The organism is Leptospira meyeri (genome assembly GCF_004368965.1).
Taxonomy (GTDB): domain Bacteria; phylum Spirochaetota; class Leptospiria; order Leptospirales; family Leptospiraceae; genus Leptospira_A; species Leptospira_A meyeri.
On the sequence record NZ_SORO01000001.1, the window covers coordinates 672,173 to 688,828 of the forward strand.

Below are 16,656 nucleotides of genomic sequence, written 5' to 3' on the forward strand. Positions count from 1 at the left end.
CCTCTATCCTCTTTATACTTCTAACGTTTGGATCGTTCGGAGATACACGGATCTCTTATTTTTTTCACTTTTTAAAAGTGAAAGTTCTGACAAAAGATTGTTCTTTTCTTCAATCGTTAAATCAGGTTTGGCCATCTCTTTGACAAGTTCTTCCATCCTTGCGTCATCCAACAAATCCGCATGGTAAAGAAACATCCCTTTAAACGTTCCTGGGCTTGTCGAATCATCGGCCGTAAAATGTTCGGCAATCATTCCCAGGTATTCCGAAGGAATCTCTTCCCTCGAAAGAATTTCTGCAGCTGTTAAGTTCTCATTCTGCAAGTATTTCGTATATAAATAGTCCCAAAGAAAAGCAGATACTTCATCTCGAAACTCCAGTGACAACAAATCATCAGCGAAACTAAACAGTTCCAAATTCTGAATGAGCATTGCGATCATCTTACGTTCACAAACCAAAACTGGAGAAACTTTCCCAGGTTTGGCAGGTGTCCGTTCTTTTTTAGTATCGACCGCAGAGGGGGTCGAAGTTACACCTGGCTTACCACGAAAATCCTGAAAAAGCGAAGAAAATGAAAGCCCGAGTTGGCGTGCACCCTCTTCTAAATAGACTTGTTTGTCTGTTTCCTTTTCCATGGGTTTCAGGAATTCAAAAAGTTTTTTGACACCGGCCTGTTTTTCCTCTGCCAAAGAAGAAGGACCAGCACCACCAAGGATTTCACGAATCATAAATTGGGAAGCTGGAGCTGCTGCTTCGAGTAGATCCCGAATTTCCTGTTTGTTATGATGAAGGGAATAATCAAAAGGATCTTTTCCTTCCGGGATATGACAGACTTTTACCGCAACACCTTCCTTCGAAAGGAGATTTACAGCACGAAAAGCACCTTTGGTTCCTGCTTTATCAGAATCCATCATTAAGTACACTTTGTCCGCCATATTCTTGAGAATTCGCACATGGCCTTCCGTAAATCCAGTTCCGAGCGGTGCTACCACAAACTCTATTCCTTTACGAAAAAGTCCAATGGCATCGAACACCCCTTCAACGATGACAGCCTCTCTAGTTTTACGAATGCTGTCTTGGGCTAAATTCAAATTATAAAACGTACGACTTTTGTCGTAAATGAGGGAGTTCGGACTATTTATGTATTTTGCTTCTTCTGATTCACCAAGAATCCGTCCCGAAAAGGCAATCACTCGCCCACGAGTATCAATGACCGGAAACATAATGCGATTTCTAAAAAAGTCATAAGGATCTCTATTTTGGTCTTGTCTTTTGAGGAGTCCCAACTGTTCCCCTAATTTCACTTCAGCTTCTGTTTTAAACAAATCTTGCCGTAAATTTCCAAATCCAGGAAGTCCAAATCCAATTTTAAAAACCTTTAGATCTTCAGTATACATCCCACGCGATTCTAAATATTTGAGAGCCACTTCGCCAGCACTGGTATTTAAATTTCGTTGAAAGTATTCCAATGCTTTTTGGGAAACTTGGTAAAGGGCTTCTTTTTTTCGCTCCGATTCCTCTTCTTCCTTTGTTCTTTCCACAAGAGGAATTCCAGAATAGTCAGAAAGGATTTCTAAAGATTTGAGAAAATCTACCTTTTGGTAGTCCATTACAAATCGAAACAAATCACCGGATGCTTTGCATCCAAAACAATGGTAGAATCCACCTTCTGCGTTTACATTGAAAGATGGAGTTTTTTCATTATGGAACGGGCAAATTCCGACAAGATTTCTACCCATACGACGCAAAGGAACAAACCGGTTGATATAAGAATCAATGGAGACTTCTCTGCGAACTCTTTCTTTAAAACTTTGGTAAGGATTCACAGTATAACAGTATTAACTGGCGCTAAGTGCTTGTTTTGCGAGGGAGGATACCTTGGAGCCGTCTATATTTTGTCCTTTAAATTTTGCCATTACTTTACCCATCACCTTTCCCATATCCTGGGCCCCGTTTGCATTCAACTCCACAATGGCCTCGTTCACAGCCTTTGAGATTTCTTCTTCGGAGACTTCTTTCGGAATATAACGTAAGATGACTTCTGCTTCCTGAATTTCTTTCACTGACAAATCGGGACGATTGGCTTTGTCGTATTCGACTGCCGTGTCCTTTCTTCGTTTGAAATTGGATTTAAGGATCTGCATCACAGCAGTATCCGTCAGTTCGGAAGCACCGGTTTTGGTTAATTCGTATTGAATTTCTGCTTTGATGAGACGCAAAGTGCCGAGGACTGTTTCATCCTTGGCCTTTAATGCCGTTTTTAGATCGGTATTGATCGTCTCTTGCAGGGTCATTGGATAACCGGCTTAAAGATTACAGTTTATCTTTTTTAGCAAATAGTCTTTTCTTTTTGTCTCGTTTGCGTTTCGCTGCCTCGACTGCCTTTTTTTTGACAACACTCGGCTTTTCGAAGTATTCACGACGTTTGATTTCGCTCATGATACCTGCATTCGCACAATCTCTTTTGAACCTACGAAGCGCAGCCTCGATGGATTCCCCTTCTTTTAAATAAATCCCTACTTGTGGGGTCATAGACAAACAACTGTCCTTTTGTAAAAATGGTCTAGTTTTGACGGTATCGGAAACCGCCCTGATTTGTCAATTCAGCCGAAAAACAAATCAGAAATTTTCGATGAAAATGGAAGAAAACTGCGAATCATCCGCTAAAATTTCCCGGTCTATGGGAAAAATCTTCAATTTGTAATCCAAAATCAAATGTTTGGAAGGAAAGTAAAGGGATCCGAACCTGTGGTTTGCCCCATCGAGAGTTTCTCCCGGGCAAAATAGGAAATAAGACCTTGGGTTCAACTGGAAATTGAATTCATTTTCTTTTGTTTCTTTATGCAGGGTTGCCGTCACTTCCCTTAAGATCTCTTGGCTCTTGACGACTCCCAAAGGTTTAAAAAATGGAGAGAGATCCTGGAGGTGAAAAAAAGCAATCACTCCCGCTGGTACATCCGGATTGAGAGAACGGTCAATTTTTTTCCGGATTGGCTCTATGATGGTTGGAAAATCAAGAAGGTTCTTTTCTCGAAGAGAGATCCCTGTGGCACAAAAAGTCAAAACTTGGTTTGATAGGTCTTCCCAATTTCGTTTTGAAAGTTCTGGTTCAATTTCCTGAACGACAAGAACAAAAACTGGAACTTCTCCTTCTGGAAGACGCATGATATTGATTTTTAAATCCCTTCCCCCTTCCGAAAAACTACCAAGTACTTTAGGTTCCATAAAATCCAGATCCCGAACGAGAGCGCTCATTTGACCGGAAACAAGGTTTCTTAGCCATTCCTCTTTTTCTGTCCTGCCAAATTCATAAACAATTTCAGTGGAGAGATATACCCAACCCAAATGCGCACCGACACTGGCAAAACTAATGCCAAGCCTACGGGAATGGTATTCTGTCATTTGCATGGAGGGAGATGGACTTACATGAGTTGGATCTATCATCGGAATCTAGTTTTAGTATCGGCGCAGGCCTTGCCAATCAAAAGGAGAAAGGATTGCCCCTGGCGTTATGCCCCCAAAATGGAGTAAAAACAACTCGGGGAACCTGTGAACGCAACACCGAAACAAAAAAAACTTATCTCTCTATCGCAATTCATTCTAGAAGAGCAACTCAAAATCCCTCATGCTTCGGGAGAATTTACTGCCCTTCTTAGCCACCTCGTCTACGCCGCCAAAATTGTTGGTCGAGAAGTCAGAAAAGCGGGGCTTTTAGATGATATTCTCGGAGCCACGGACGATACGAACGTTCAGGGAGAAACCCAAATGAAACTGGACCAATATGCAGACAATGCCTTTAACCAGTCCCTAAAAATTTGTGGTCATCTTTGTGTCCTTGCCAGCGAAGAACACGAACACATCATCCCCATTCCTGGTGGATACAATATTGGAAAATACACGATGGCAATCGATCCTTTGGACGGATCCTCTAACATCGACACAAATGTATCGATTGGGACCATTTTCTCTATCCACCAAAGGTTAGAACCTAATTCCAAAGAACCTGGAAACGAAAAAGATTTATTACAACAGGGCCACTTACAACGCTGTGCCGGTTATATTATTTATGGTTCTTCCACAATGCTTGTCCTTTCCACAGGAAAGGGTGTTTCCGGATTTACCTTAGATCCAAGCGTAGGCGAATTTTTACTCTCACATCCCAATATGCAAATGCCCGAATCTGGGGACATTTATTCTGCCAATGAAGGAAATGCCTCCTATTGGTCTCCGGAAGTACAAGCCTACCTCCAAAAGATCAAATCCATCGAAGGAGGAAAAAAACCAAAAACAGCCCGTTATATCGGTTCTCTCGTGGCGGATTTCCATAGAAACCTTCTAAAAGGAGGAATTTTCCTTTATCCAAATGATACAAAGTCTTCCAAGTATCCCAATGGAAAACTCCGTTTGTTGTACGAAGCAGCCCCCATGGCCTATATCGCAGAACAGGCAGGCGGTATGGCGGTAACGGTGAAGGGAGAGAGAATCCTTGATCTGACTCCGAAAGATCTCCATGAAAGAACAACGCTCATTATTGGTAGCAAAAAGGAAGTAGAAGAATTCCTTACATTTGTTCCTAAGCCATAATTTTCAAAACCAATACAGAAATTTCTTTCAATGGAAATGATATTCTATTAGTTTTGGCTGAATTAAAAGATTTTAGGAGAGAACTTTCAATGAATAAAAAACTACTCGTTTTAATTCTTGGTGTGACTATGGCTTCTGGACTTGCATTCTGCAAAAAAGAAGAGCCAGTTGTTGAAGAAAAAATGGAATCTGTTGAAGATGCAGCGAAAAAAGTAACTACTGAAGTAGAGAAAAAAGTAGATGCAGCAGTAAAAACTGCAGAAGCAGAAGCTAAAAAAGCAGCAGCAGGCGCGATCAAAGACGCAACAAAAGACATTAAAAAACCAGCAGGTTTCTAATCATCTTTTTCTGTAAAAGAAAACCAACCGAAGTTTCGGTTGGTTTTTTATTTTCTAACTATCCGTATACTTAATCTTAGCATGCAGTTCTTCCTCTAAAGCACATTTCGGATAAGTTCCTACGTCGAGCGAAGTCCCAATATGACCAAAAGGGTCCTGTGGTGAAATGATTCTTAAGTCCCAACCATTCACAATCCAAGGGCATTGGTAATTTTTGTCTCGGCATAAAATTTGTGCTGCCTTTGGTTTGGGATAGGCCCAGGCCGAAGTTTGGAACTTACATTTGTTTTCGATTTCTGCAATGGTACGAATGCGTTTGATTGCTTGGTCAAATTCTTTGAATCGATCGATCATTGGATCCGCAAGATCCTTTCGGAAAAGTCCCTTCTCTGCATTGTAGGTAAACATCACGAGAAGTTTTTCCGACACATGTTCCTTATCAGAAGTAACCTTTAAATTCTCCATGATATAACGAGCAATTTTCAATGCATCCAGCGTGACTTCGGCAGTGTCATCAGCATACTCACCGGCCTCCTCTTCATCGTCGCTGGCATCATCTTCCATCCCACTACCAGCCAATAAATCTTGATTCAATTGGTGTTTGCGAAGGTCATCTATGTTTACTGTGGCAGGAACCACTCCTGGAATTTCAAATCCATTGGAACCATGGTTGTTGATCGCACTGATCACTTCTTCTGGTAGGTTAAGTTTTCTAGCAATTTCCAGTGAAAGATTTACCGCAGAAGTTAAAGAAGAACCAAAAAAACTTTGTTTATACAAACCTTCCTTCGATACTGCAATGTCAGCGCAAAGGCCAGCTAAGAAGCTGAACCGGTTGACCATCTTAAATCCATATTGTTTTTGGATGACCGAACCTAAACTCAAAAGACCAAAGTCAGCAAGATGATTAAAAAACTCTTTGTGATTGAGGAGGACACGAAAAAAAGATAAAGCCAGTGACTTGGAATAAAATGAATTTTGTATGATCCCCTTGAGACTTGCCATTCGTTCTGCATTCTGCTCATAAAGGTGAAAAATAAACTCGTTGGACCTGTCTTCAATTCGACTTAAGATTGCTTTCGAAAGGACCATTCGAAGCATCCGCATCAAGTCTTTGGACATTGCTAACTTAAAGGAAGGAATGTAGTTTCCCTCCATACCTTCTAGTTTCTTTAAAACGTTTTCCTTGATCGCCACTTTTTCTTTGATCAGAATACTACCGTTTTTGTCGACGACTGGTTCACTAAGAGATACAGAACCTAACAAATCATAATCAACAGCAAAATTTTTAAATTCATTGAATTCTAAGAATTCAATTCCCGCATTCGTAATTTTCATAAATGTCCTAAGGAAACTGTCTTCTACGATCCTTCTGAGAGCAAGATTTTTGCTTTCCTTCTGCGTCTAAATAGTGTAGTTTTTTAGTCGTTTTGGAGGTTCTCGTTGGTTTCTTCTATCCCAAAAGACTCACAATCAGTGAGCGAGTTGAAAGAGTTCTACAGACAAATGGTACTTATACGAAAGTTTGAGGAAGCCGCTGCCAAAGCCTATAGTGTAGGAAAGATTGGCGGTTTTTTACATTTGTACATCGGCCAAGAGGCTGTGGGTGTTGGTTCCATTGCGGCCCTTACACCGAATGACTATATTGTTTCCACATATAGAGACCACGGCCATGCATTGGCAAGGGGACTAAGTCCCAAACCTCTGATGGCAGAGTTATTTGGAAAAGGAACGGGTATATCAAAAGGTAACGGCGGTTCGATGCACTTTTTCGATCGTAACGCTCATTTTATGGGTGGGCATGGAATTGTGGGTGGCCATATCTCTCTTGCCGCTGGGATTGCTTTTGCTTCCAAATTTAAAAAAGAAGATTCGGTTACCATTTGTTTTTTCGGAGAAGGTGCTGCCAATATTGGTTCCTTTCATGAAGGTTTAAACCTTGCTGCCATTTGGAAACTCCCGGTTGTGTTTATTTGCGAAAACAACCATTATGCGATGGGAACCCCCGAATACCGTGCTCTTGCAGTCAAAGATGTTTCCGTGAGAGCTTATGCTTATGACATGGCTCGGGATCATATCGAAGGGGATGAAGTGAGAAAGGTAAGAGACCATGTCCAAGTGGCTGTAGAACGAGCAAGGCGCGGTGAAGGACCAACTCTTATCGAAGTTTCTACATATCGTTTTCGAGGGCATTCGATGTCCGACCCTGCCAAATACAGAACCAAAGAAGAATTGGATGCTTATAAAAAGAAAGACCCTCTCATGCGTGCAAGACATGAACTAGAATTAGGTGGGATCAAAACAGAAGAATTAGATAAAATGGATTTAGACATCCAAACACAAATTGATGAAGCTTATCAGTATGCAGAGACTTCACCAGAACCTCCCCTTTCCCAATTACACAAGTATGTGTATGCCGAGGATAAATAAATGGCCATCCTAACATATAGAGAAGCACTCAACCGAGCCATGGTGGAAGAGATGGAAAAAGATCCATTGATTTACCTGATGGGAGAAGAAGTTGGACATTACCAAGGAGCTTATAAAGTTTCCCAAGGAATGCTTGATAAGTTCGGAGAGGAACGTGTGATCGACACCCCTATTTCCGAAAATGGATTTGCCGGGATTGGAGTGGGTTCGGCAATGGTCGGCCTACGTCCCATCATTGAGTTTATGACTTGGAACTTTTCTCTTGTAGCCATTGACCAAATCATCAATTCAGCAGCTAAGATGAATTATATGAGTGGGGGACAATTTCCCATGCCGATTGTTTTTCGTGGTGCCGGTGGTGCGGGAGGAAGGCTCGGTGCCCAACACTCGCAAGCATTTGAATCGTGGTATGCACATTGTCCTGGACTTAAAGTCGTTTGTCCTGCCACACCGAAGGATGCCTATGGCCTGCTCAAGTCATCCATCAGAGACAATAACCCCACAATTTTTATCGAATCGGAAGTGTTATACGGTTCCAAAGGAGAAGTCCCGGAACAAGAATACACAATTCCTTTAGGTCTTGGTGAAATCAAAAGAAAAGGAACAGACATCACACTTGTGACTTGGTCAAGAGCCCTTGGTTTTGCAGAAGAAGCCGCAGCCATCTTAGAAAAAGAAGGAATCTCTGTGGAGATTGTGGACCTACGCAGTTTACGCCCGTTAGATGAAAATCTCATCTACGAATCGGTCAAAAAAACAAACCGCGCTGTGGTTGTGGAAGAAGGATGGCCAGTCGCCGGATTTGGAGCCCAGATTGCTTACCTCATCCAAAAAAATGCATTTGCTTACCTTGACCATCCAGTAGAACGAGTCACACAAATGGATGTACCCATGCCTTACGCTGCCAACTTAGAACGAATGAGTTTGCCCAATGCAACAAGAGTTGCCGATACCATCCGAGAGATGTTACAGTAGGAGAACAAACAATGGCAAAAATTCAAGAAATGACCCAACTTTCTCCTACGATGGAAGAAGGTACCATTGTGAAATGGTTGAAAAAAGAAGGAGATTCTGTTTCTCCCGGTGACATCATTGCTGAAGTAGAAACAGACAAAGCGGTGATGGAAATGGAAGCCTTTGAAACAGGAGTGATTTTGAAAATCCTACATACCGAAGGCGCCAAACTCAAAGTAGGTGAAGCCTTGGCTGTGATAGGAAAACCCGGCGAAGATGTATCAACTCTCCTCGCAGGAATTCCACAAAAAAGTGCATCGGCACCAAGCCCATCCACACAAGCAGTGGCTTCGAAGGAAAATCTAAATCTAACGCCTACCGCTGCCAAGGTAGAACCGGTTGCCGTAGGATCTCCAACAAAAGAGAGCCCTTCCACAAGCGTGCTACCCCAAACACAAACTCCTAAAGAAAATGGAACTAGTGTGGGAGTTTCTCCAAACCGAGGAGGACTCCGTGTCCTTGCTTCTCCTTTGGCTAAGTCCATTGCCATTGAAAACGGAATCGATTTACACACTGTCATTGGAACAGGACCCGAAGGTCGGATCACCAAAAATGATGTACTGGATACATTAAACAAAGGTAAGAGTTCCCGGTCATCCTCGGTCGGACCTTCTCGTGCCGATGAAGTGGTCACCTTAAACGGAATGCGTAAAACCATTGCCAAACGTTTGACCGAATCCAAACAAAATCTCCCCCACTTCTATTTGAATGTGGATGTGAATGCAAAAGCAATGGAATCCTTTCGTTTAGAACTCTCGGAATTCCAAAAACATTTGGACCAAGAATTACAAGTGAAGGTCAGCCTAAACGATATCATAGTGAAAGCCACTGCCACTGCCCTAAAGCTTCATCCTAAAGTAAACGCCAGTTTCCAAGGGGACTCTATTTTACAATTTGGTCGAGTGGATGTAGGGATTGCCGTTTCTTTGGATGGAGGATTATTAACACCTGTTATCCGTAATGCAGATGGGAAATCCATTTTAGAAATTTCTCGTGAGGTAAAGGAACTAGCCAAACGAGCTCGCGAACGAAAACTGAAACCCGAAGAATTTTCCAATGGGACCTTTACCATTTCCAATTTGGGAATGTATGGGATCAGTCGGTTCACAGCCATCATCAATGAACCAGAAAGTGGAATCCTAGCAGTTGGATCTGTGGAAGACAAACCGGTTGTGGAAAACGGGGCCGTGGTAGCAGGCCGGGTTTTGTCTCTGACCCTTTCTTGCGACCACCGAGTGATCGATGGTGCCGTCGGGGCCGAATTCCTAAGAACCCTAAAAAGTCTTTTAGAACAGCCAAACCTTTTGGCGGCTGTGATTTGATTCTTTAGTAGGTGAGGTGAGTTTTAAGCAGCGAAAAAATCGGCACTTTGGATGTCAGCGACGGGAATGCGCACAACACCACTCGCTAAATTCCCGATCACTACATCGTCCATCATTTGGCGGTTTTTATCGAGTTCAATGCTTTGTCCGTCTTTGAGGTGAAGAACGATATCGATTCCTCGGTAGTGGATGTATCTTTCGAGTGTACTTTTAAATTTGTGAGCTTTGTCCATCTGGTTTTGTTTCCCTTATCTTTGTAACTTACAAAGGGTATCGTACGAATTTATGAGACCTTTAGAAAATTTTGTCTCATTACGTAAGTTTTTTTTGACAGTATCAGGAAACCGGGAGAATTATGTCACATGAAGCCTGAGAACAGTACATCCGCCACACCTGGCGTACGGAAAGCCGCCCTCCTCCTTTTATCCCTTGGCAAAGAAAGAGCTGCCGATGTTCTGAAACACCTAGACGACTCCATGCTCGAAGCTGTGATTTTGGAAATGTCAAAAATAAGATCCATTTCCAAAGAAGAAAGAGAAGTCATCTTAAAAGAATTTCATAATACCATTGAAGATTTGAACGAAACCACATCTGGTGGCCTCTCCACTGCCAAATCGCTTTTGGAACATACCGTGGGTGCAGAAAAAGCCAATGTGATCCTAAAGAAGATCCACAAAGAAGAAACCAAAAACGATTTTGAATTTCTAAACCAAGTGGAACCAGGTGTTTTGCAAGGGATGCTCGGAACCGAATCTCCTCAAATCATTGCGGTCACCCTCTCCCATCTGGATCCCAAAAAGGCCGCTGATGTTTTGAAACTTTTTCCCAAACCAGAACAGGCAAAAATTGCCGTAAGACTTGCCACCACATCCAAAACCCATCCTGATGTGATCCAAAACATTGCACGAATTTTAAAGAAACGATACGAAGAAAGAGACAAACAAGAATATTCAGAAGCTGGCGGTGCCCATGTTCTTGCGAACATTTTGAACTTTATGGAAAAAGGTGCTGAAGAAACCATTCTTTCGGAACTAGAAGAATCTTCTCCAGATGTTGCCGACCAAGTCCGTGAAAAACTCTATACCTTTGAAGACATCCTTTCTCTCGATAACAAAGAAATGCGAATTCTCATCAATCGTTTGGCTGATGATACGGCGATCTCACTTGCCATCCGTGGTGCAGGAGATGAAATCAGGAAAAAATTCCTAAACAATATGAGCCAAAATAGGTCAGAAGATATTTTAGATGCTTTGGATATGAAACCGCGAGTCACCTTACGAGAAATAAACGAAGCGAGAAGTAAGATTGTACAAGTGGCAAGAGTATTAGAAGAAGAAAATCAGATTCTATTTAAGAAAGAAAAAGAAGAATATATTGAGTGAAGGGAAAAACCGATGGCGGAGTTGACGGGGCTCGAACCCGCGACATCCTGCGTGACAGGCAGGCACTCTAACCAACTGAGCTACAACTCCATCGGAATAAAAACCAAACTATAGAATCGACTCCGAGAGTCAACACAGTTTTCATTTGTTTTCTTGCCTTTCGTTAGAATTTTTAGAATCTGGCATTGGTTCTATGCAAATCGAAGAAAAAAAAGCCAAAGACCTTTTCCAGGATCGTATCTTTACCCTTTCCAATTTTTTATCTGTGTTTCGGGTGTTGTTACTCCCTTTTTTTTTCCAAAGTACATATGCCTATGCACATGATCCGGCTAACTTAAGTGCATTTTCTGCATCAATCTTTTATGCACTTGCCGCAGTTATCAGTGATTACCTCGATGGACTCTTTGCTCGTCTCCTCCATCAAGAAACGACTCTAGGTAGATACTTAGATCCAGTTTGTGATAAACTTGTAACCCTCGGTGGACTGTTTGTGGTGACCATTCATTTTGATTTTCCCAGTTGGATTCTCATTGTATATTTTATCAGAGAGATCCTCGGAGTATGGCTTGGTGGGTATTTGTATTTAAAACGAGGTTTGCAAGGCCGGCCTAACTGGTGGGGAAAATTTGGTGTAGGTATTGTGGCCGTTTCTGTGATTTGGTATATGTCGTTACCTTACTTTTTAAAATTTGGTGCTCCTTATTCTTTTTTACTCCATCCTGTGATCTCGGCTTATGTTTTACTCTTTGTACTCAGCGCAGGTGTTGTCGCTTATATCCTTCGGTATTGGAATATTGTTTTTCATCCAGAGGCCATTGAGTTAGATCCAGAAAATAAAAAACAGGCAAAAAAATACCAAAAAATCTAATTTGATTTCTACTTAAGATTTCAATTGTTAAAACATTAAAAGTTAAAAACAAAAAACCAAAAGTAGAAATCAAAATTGTTAATAGTTTGTTATTAGTCTATTTATTTCAAAGTTCCAGTTCTCTTTCTGCGAAGTAAATACCACTCATACAAATTTTGACCAGTTTCTGCCCAAACAAATTCCGCATAATGGTAGTAAGCACCATCAGCTGCGTTTATTGTTAGCGCTGAATAATTTTTTGGATTCTCATATACACCCTTTGCAATATCAGCCGGCATTTCTGTTATGGCTCCTGTGGCAATGTGTTTGTATTTAGTGAGTATTTTTCCATCCGTTGTTTTGGCTTTTGCATCAGTAATTTCAAGTTTTTTCATACCTTTGGATTGTAGGTAAGAAAGAAATTCAGGTTTTTTTTGGGATTTTCTAGCCTCGGCCATTTCCCAAATGGCATTTTTTCCAGAATTATTATAAACGTTTACATTGGCCCCTGCTTCAACAAGTACCTTTACCAATTCAAAATCAGCGATACGAACTGCATTCCATAAAGCCACGTCAAAGTCTGGTGCAAAAGTATATTCTCGATATCCTGCTATATTGGGATTGGCTCCTTTTGCTAAAAGTAATTTTGCAATTTTAGCATTGGCCACTCGATCAAGAGCAGTCCGTGCACCCCAACGAAATTTCATTCGGAATGGTCCAATTCGGTCTGTGTAATCACATTCTTTGGATCGATTGTCAACTTTGGCACCTTTATCCAGAAGAAGTTTCACAAGACCTTCATCACCTTCCATTGCAGCAATAGTAAGCGGGTGAAAACAGTCGGAACCTTGGTTTACATCAGCGCCATCTTCGATCATTTGTTTGGCTTTGTCGAATTTACGATCTTCAATGGTGTAGGGCAAACTGGAACAAGAGACAAGTGCCCCAAAAAGAATTAACGGTAGGAGTTTTTTCATTGTTTTATCATATAACAAAAAACAATTAAACAAGAATTAAATTTTAAAAACCTAACAAAAAAAATCGAACCAATTGTATACAATTCAAATCGCAAATCCGATTAAGAACTTTTCTTTTTCGATTTTAACTTTGATATTTTTTCAAATTCTTTCAGTTTTAATTTTAAAATTTCCAAAGCTTCTTTTAAGACAGATTTACCATTTTCTGCATCAATTTCTTGCACAAACCTAAGTATCATTCCGATCGTATGACTAAAGTAGAGAGCAAATGGTCGAACTTCAGTTTCTTTAAGATTTGGCAAACAACGAACCGTAGTTTTGACAATGAGATCGGCACTTCTAAAGGTATCACGATTGTCTTCGGTTACTAATTCTGGGATTGCCCTGGCCCCAGCCCAAAGATTGGCAAGCGCCGGATCCTTTTGAAAAATAGAAATGAATTGTTTGAATGCTTTTTCAGCAGCGACTTCTAATTCTTCGATGGTTCGAACAGGTTCTAAAATTCTTTTAGTTTCGTCATACAAGGAATCATAATATTGATTCATGATTGTTAATAACAATGCGCTTTTCCCTGGGAAATATTGGTACAAGGATCCAATTTGTATTCCTGCAGTATTTGCAATTTCCCTCATACTTATCGCATCAATTCCATGTTCACCAATCAAATTTTTTGCCGTTTTCAGAATGAGTTCTACTCTATCTCGACTTCTGCTTTGGACTGGGATTTTCAACTCTAGACCCATACGAAAAGAAGAATTCTTCATCCCTTAATTTGCACTTCTTTTTTTCCATTATCACCCAATTTGAACTTGACCAATTCTAAATCATGAGCATTGCTCACTTTTCAGAGGGTATGTATGGAAAGTAAAAATCATGGTAAATCCGATTCTTCAAATTGGATCGATAAGTCAGATACAATATGTATTGTAGGTGCAGGTCCAGCTGGGCTTGCAATGGCGAGATCGTTGTTATATAAAGGAATTCCATTCCTAGTATTTGAAAAACATAACGATGTTGGCGGTATTTGGGATATACAAAATCCAGGTTCACCAATGTATGAAAGTGCACACTTTATCTCTTCAAAGTATTTATCCAGTTATTTTGACTTTCCAATGCCCAAAGAATATCCGGACTATCCGTCCAATAGACAAATTTTGAACTACCATCGAGACTTTGCCAAAACCTTTAACCTCTATCCTAATATCCAATTCAATACCACTATCAAAAACATTGAAAAACATAAGGAGTTATGGCTTGTAGAAACGAGCTCGAATGAAACGTATTTATTCGGTGCCATTATTTGTGCAAGTGGTATCACTTGGTCACCTAATAAGCCAACCTTAGAGGGAGCTGATAGTTTTTCGGGAGAAATTCTACATAGTGTAAACTATAAATCTCCAAATTTATTTAAAGGGAAAAATGTTTTAATCGTTGGTGCTGGAAACTCTGGTTGCGATATCGCTTGTGACGCCGGTGCAAATGCCAACCAAGCATATATTAGTGTTAGAAGAGGTTACCATTTCATTCCGAAACATATATTCGGACAACCTGCAGATGTGTTTGGAGATGGTGCTCATTGGATACCAAATTGGATATCCCAATTGATATTTGGTAAATTGTTGAAGCTGATCGTCGGTGATTTAACAAAACTTGGTTTACCTGCCCCTGATCATAAAATTTTCGAAACCCATCCCATCATCAATGACCAACTCCTGCACAATCTGAGACACGGTGACGTAATTGCAAAACCCGATATTCAAAAATTGGATGGTGATTATGTTCTATTTAAAGATGCCTCAAAAGAAAAAATCGATTTGATCATCCTTGCCACGGGTTACAACTGGTCGATCCCGTACATGGATTTAAAATACTTTGAATGGAAAAATGGAAGGCCAGATCTATACCTAACTTTGTTTAACAGAAATTACGAAAATTTGTATGCTCTAGGATATATGGAAACAGATGGTGGTGCCTACAAAATGTTTGATGAAATGGCAAACTTAATTGCATCTTACATTGATTCAAAGCGGAAATCGAATCCATCAGCCGTTCGATTTTCCAAATATATAAAATCTGATGCGCCTAAGTTAAACGGAAACATTCACTATCTAAATACTGGCAGACATTCCGTTTATGTGAACCAAGTCGCATATAAAAATTACAGAGCAAAAATTCAAAAAAAAATGGGATGGAAAGAACTCAAACTCGGTCAATTTAATTCCTTAAAAATAACAAATCCATTGGGTATCAAACCAGATTCAATTACCACAAGAGGCGAATCAAAGTGAAGCCGAATCATAAATACGCTTTGATCACGGGAGGGGGCGGTGCCATCGCGGAAGCAATTGCCCTTAGATTAGAAAATGAAGGATACCAACTGCTTCTTTCTGATATTAATTTAGAGAAAATGACAAGAATCAAAGGGCTTTTGAAAGGAAATCCAAAGTTTTATGTCTGTGACCAAACGAATCCTGATGATATCCAAAATTTAGTTCAAAATATCCAAAGAGACTGTCCACAACTTGATGTATTGATTAACAATGCTGGGTATACAAAAGAAGGGCCATTTACAAACCAATCATTGAAGGATGTAAATAGGCAAATTTGGATTAATTTACTAAGCCCGATTCAAATCATTCATGGAATTTTGCCACTCATGCTAAAACAAGGCAGAGGGTCAATAGTATCGGTGGTGTCAATCGGTGGTATCGTCGCTTTAGCCGATTCATCTATCTATTCTGCGGGCAAATTTGGCCTAAGAGGTTTTTTAACGGCACTGTATGAAGAACTAAAAAATTCCAATATAAAAGTTTCTGGAGTTTATCCTGCTGCTGTAGACACACCTATGCTTTTACATGAAGCATTGAACGGTGGAACCGTTCTCAATTGGATCAATGCAGTGCAACCTCCTGATGCCGTTGCAAAAGCAGTTCTCCAAGGGATAAAAAAGGGAACTGTGGAAATCTACGTACCATATTCTGATGGGATCGTTTCAAGACTCGTAGCTATTTTCCCTTGGCTTATGGGGAAATCATCTCCTGTTCTCAAATGGTACGGGGAAATTCAGAAACAAAGGTGGTTAAAGTCAAAAGGGATCAATCAAATAATCAACTGATGATTTGCCTATTCCAGATAGCAAAAATACTTAGAAATAGTCATTTGTCATGAAATGTTGGTGAATGGTACGTTAAATAAGGTTGTCGAAAGTAAGTAAATGAATGGGATAATAGTTCCAAAACCAAATCAAACAATTCGGTGGCTCTATTATCCCAATCTTATGTAATTAACGTCTTTTTTTCTTTCTTGCTACTTTTTTCTTAGCAGCTCTTTTCTTCTTAGCCGGTCTCTTTTTAGAAACTGATTTTTTTACTTTTTTCTTCGCTGCTTTTTTCTTCTTTGCAGGCTTTTTCTTAGCTGCCTTTTTCTTTTTTGCCGGTTTCTTAGCTTTTTTCTTCGCTGCTTTCTTTTTTGCGGCTTTTTTCTTCTTAGGAGCTGCTTTTTTAACCACAACTGCTACTTCCGGAGCAGGTTCTTCTTGGATTTGTGGTATTTCTATTGTTTCGTTTTCTTCCATACATGTAACCTTATGAAGATAGTATCAAATCTTCCTTCTGGAAACGATAACAAAGCTTGGATTATTAAAAGTAAATTCATTTTTGTGATGAAGAATCACACAAAACTAATTTATTTAAAAATGATTCTATTTTAGTGAGAATGTTTGTAAAAATTCAACTACATACCCATAAAGTTACCGAGTCAAATTC

The 16,656-nt window shown here is 40.3% G+C and carries 18 protein-coding genes and 1 tRNA gene; 9 read left to right on the forward strand and 10 right to left on the reverse strand.

The window, feature by feature from the left end:
- Positions 1-12: 12 nt before the first annotated feature.
- From dnaG to CLV96_RS03190, 4 genes are all read right to left on the reverse strand, one after another.
- Positions 13-1,824, reverse strand: a complete 1,812-nt coding sequence (dnaG, locus tag CLV96_RS03175) for a DNA primase (RefSeq protein ID WP_004788467.1) — start codon at positions 1,822-1,824, stop codon at positions 13-15.
- Between the two features lie 12 nt (positions 1,825-1,836).
- Positions 1,837-2,292 carry a GatB/YqeY domain-containing protein gene (locus tag CLV96_RS03180; protein WP_004788774.1) on the reverse strand — a complete coding sequence of 152 codons (456 nt, stop codon included), beginning with the start codon at positions 2,290-2,292 and terminating at the stop codon, positions 1,837-1,839.
- Positions 2,293-2,311: 19 nt separating this feature from the next.
- Entirely contained in the window at positions 2,312-2,530 is a 219-nt protein-coding gene (rpsU, locus tag CLV96_RS03185) for a 30S ribosomal protein S21 (protein ID WP_002973784.1), read from the reverse strand.
- A gap of 87 nt (positions 2,531-2,617) precedes the next feature.
- The gene (locus CLV96_RS03190; RefSeq protein WP_004789291.1) at positions 2,618-3,442 is read right to left on the reverse strand and encodes a hypothetical protein; all 825 of its coding nucleotides are present in this window, start codon (positions 3,440-3,442) and stop codon (positions 2,618-2,620) included.
- Positions 3,443-3,547: 105 nt separating this feature from the next.
- On the opposite strand from CLV96_RS03190, the gene fbp reads away from it, so the two are divergent.
- Positions 3,548-4,582, forward strand: a complete 1,035-nt coding sequence (gene fbp / locus CLV96_RS03195; protein ID WP_004789088.1) for a class 1 fructose-bisphosphatase — start codon at positions 3,548-3,550, stop codon at positions 4,580-4,582.
- 89 nt (positions 4,583-4,671) lie between these two features.
- Positions 4,672-4,920: a hypothetical protein gene (locus tag CLV96_RS03200; RefSeq protein ID WP_004788645.1), complete on the forward strand. Its 249-nt coding sequence runs from the start codon at positions 4,672-4,674 to the stop codon at positions 4,918-4,920.
- Positions 4,921-4,974: 54 nt separating this feature from the next.
- On the opposite strand, the gene CLV96_RS03205 is transcribed toward CLV96_RS03200, so the two are convergent.
- Positions 4,975-6,258: a hypothetical protein gene (locus tag CLV96_RS03205; RefSeq protein ID WP_004788421.1), complete on the reverse strand. Its 1,284-nt coding sequence runs from the start codon at positions 6,256-6,258 to the stop codon at positions 4,975-4,977.
- A 105-nt stretch (positions 6,259-6,363) separates the two neighbouring features.
- Here CLV96_RS03205 and pdhA point away from each other — a divergent pair, with 105 nt between their 5' ends.
- Genes pdhA through CLV96_RS03220 form a run of 3 tightly spaced genes read left to right on the forward strand, consistent with a single transcriptional unit; the run spans position 6,364 to position 9,686 of the window.
- Entirely contained in the window at positions 6,364-7,350 is a 987-nt protein-coding gene (gene pdhA, locus CLV96_RS03210; protein ID WP_004789007.1) for a pyruvate dehydrogenase (acetyl-transferring) E1 component subunit alpha, read from the forward strand.
- Positions 7,351-8,325, forward strand: a complete 975-nt coding sequence (locus CLV96_RS03215) for a pyruvate dehydrogenase complex E1 component subunit beta (protein WP_004789122.1) — start codon at positions 7,351-7,353, stop codon at positions 8,323-8,325.
- A gap of 11 nt (positions 8,326-8,336) precedes the next feature.
- The gene (locus CLV96_RS03220) at positions 8,337-9,686 is read left to right on the forward strand and encodes a pyruvate dehydrogenase complex dihydrolipoamide acetyltransferase (protein ID WP_004788942.1); all 1,350 of its coding nucleotides are present in this window, start codon (positions 8,337-8,339) and stop codon (positions 9,684-9,686) included.
- Positions 9,687-9,709: 23 nt separating this feature from the next.
- On the opposite strand, the gene CLV96_RS03225 is transcribed toward CLV96_RS03220, so the two are convergent.
- The gene (locus tag CLV96_RS03225; RefSeq protein ID WP_004788926.1) at positions 9,710-9,919 is read right to left on the reverse strand and encodes a hypothetical protein; all 210 of its coding nucleotides are present in this window, start codon (positions 9,917-9,919) and stop codon (positions 9,710-9,712) included.
- Between the two features lie 129 nt (positions 9,920-10,048).
- On the opposite strand from CLV96_RS03225, the gene fliG reads away from it, so the two are divergent.
- Positions 10,049-11,068: a flagellar motor switch protein FliG gene (gene fliG, locus CLV96_RS03230; protein WP_004788610.1), complete on the forward strand. Its 1,020-nt coding sequence runs from the start codon at positions 10,049-10,051 to the stop codon at positions 11,066-11,068.
- A 13-nt stretch (positions 11,069-11,081) separates the two neighbouring features.
- Here fliG and CLV96_RS03235 read toward each other — a convergent pair.
- Positions 11,082-11,158: transfer RNA gene (locus tag CLV96_RS03235), tRNA-Asp, on the reverse strand.
- 103 nt (positions 11,159-11,261) lie between these two features.
- On the opposite strand from CLV96_RS03235, the gene CLV96_RS03240 reads away from it, so the two are divergent.
- On the forward strand, positions 11,262-11,936 hold the full coding sequence (locus CLV96_RS03240) for a CDP-alcohol phosphatidyltransferase family protein (RefSeq protein WP_040917752.1): 675 nt from the start codon (positions 11,262-11,264) through the stop codon (positions 11,934-11,936).
- 101 nt (positions 11,937-12,037) lie between these two features.
- Here the strand turns inward: CLV96_RS03240 and CLV96_RS03245 are convergent, their stop codons facing one another.
- Complete coding sequence (locus CLV96_RS03245) at positions 12,038-12,892, reverse strand: ankyrin repeat domain-containing protein (RefSeq protein ID WP_196795761.1); 855 nt, start codon at positions 12,890-12,892, stop codon at positions 12,038-12,040.
- A 101-nt stretch (positions 12,893-12,993) separates the two neighbouring features.
- Positions 12,994-13,656 carry a TetR/AcrR family transcriptional regulator gene (locus tag CLV96_RS03250; RefSeq protein WP_004788505.1) on the reverse strand — a complete coding sequence of 221 codons (663 nt, stop codon included), beginning with the start codon at positions 13,654-13,656 and terminating at the stop codon, positions 12,994-12,996.
- Between the two features lie 93 nt (positions 13,657-13,749).
- On the opposite strand from CLV96_RS03250, the gene CLV96_RS03255 reads away from it, so the two are divergent.
- Both CLV96_RS03255 and CLV96_RS03260 read left to right on the forward strand, forming a co-directional pair.
- The gene (locus tag CLV96_RS03255; RefSeq protein WP_004788426.1) at positions 13,750-15,180 is read left to right on the forward strand and encodes a flavin-containing monooxygenase; all 1,431 of its coding nucleotides are present in this window, start codon (positions 13,750-13,752) and stop codon (positions 15,178-15,180) included.
- On the forward strand, positions 15,177-16,007 hold the full coding sequence (locus tag CLV96_RS03260) for an SDR family NAD(P)-dependent oxidoreductase (RefSeq protein WP_243836396.1): 831 nt from the start codon (positions 15,177-15,179) through the stop codon (positions 16,005-16,007). The genes CLV96_RS03255 and CLV96_RS03260 overlap by 4 nt, the downstream gene beginning before the upstream one ends.
- A 168-nt stretch (positions 16,008-16,175) precedes the next feature.
- Here the strand turns inward: CLV96_RS03260 and CLV96_RS03265 are convergent, their stop codons facing one another.
- Positions 16,176-16,466 (reverse strand): hypothetical protein, encoded by a 291-nt coding sequence (locus tag CLV96_RS03265; RefSeq protein ID WP_020777494.1) that lies wholly within the window; start codon positions 16,464-16,466, stop codon positions 16,176-16,178.
- Positions 16,467-16,656: the final 190 nt, after the last annotated feature.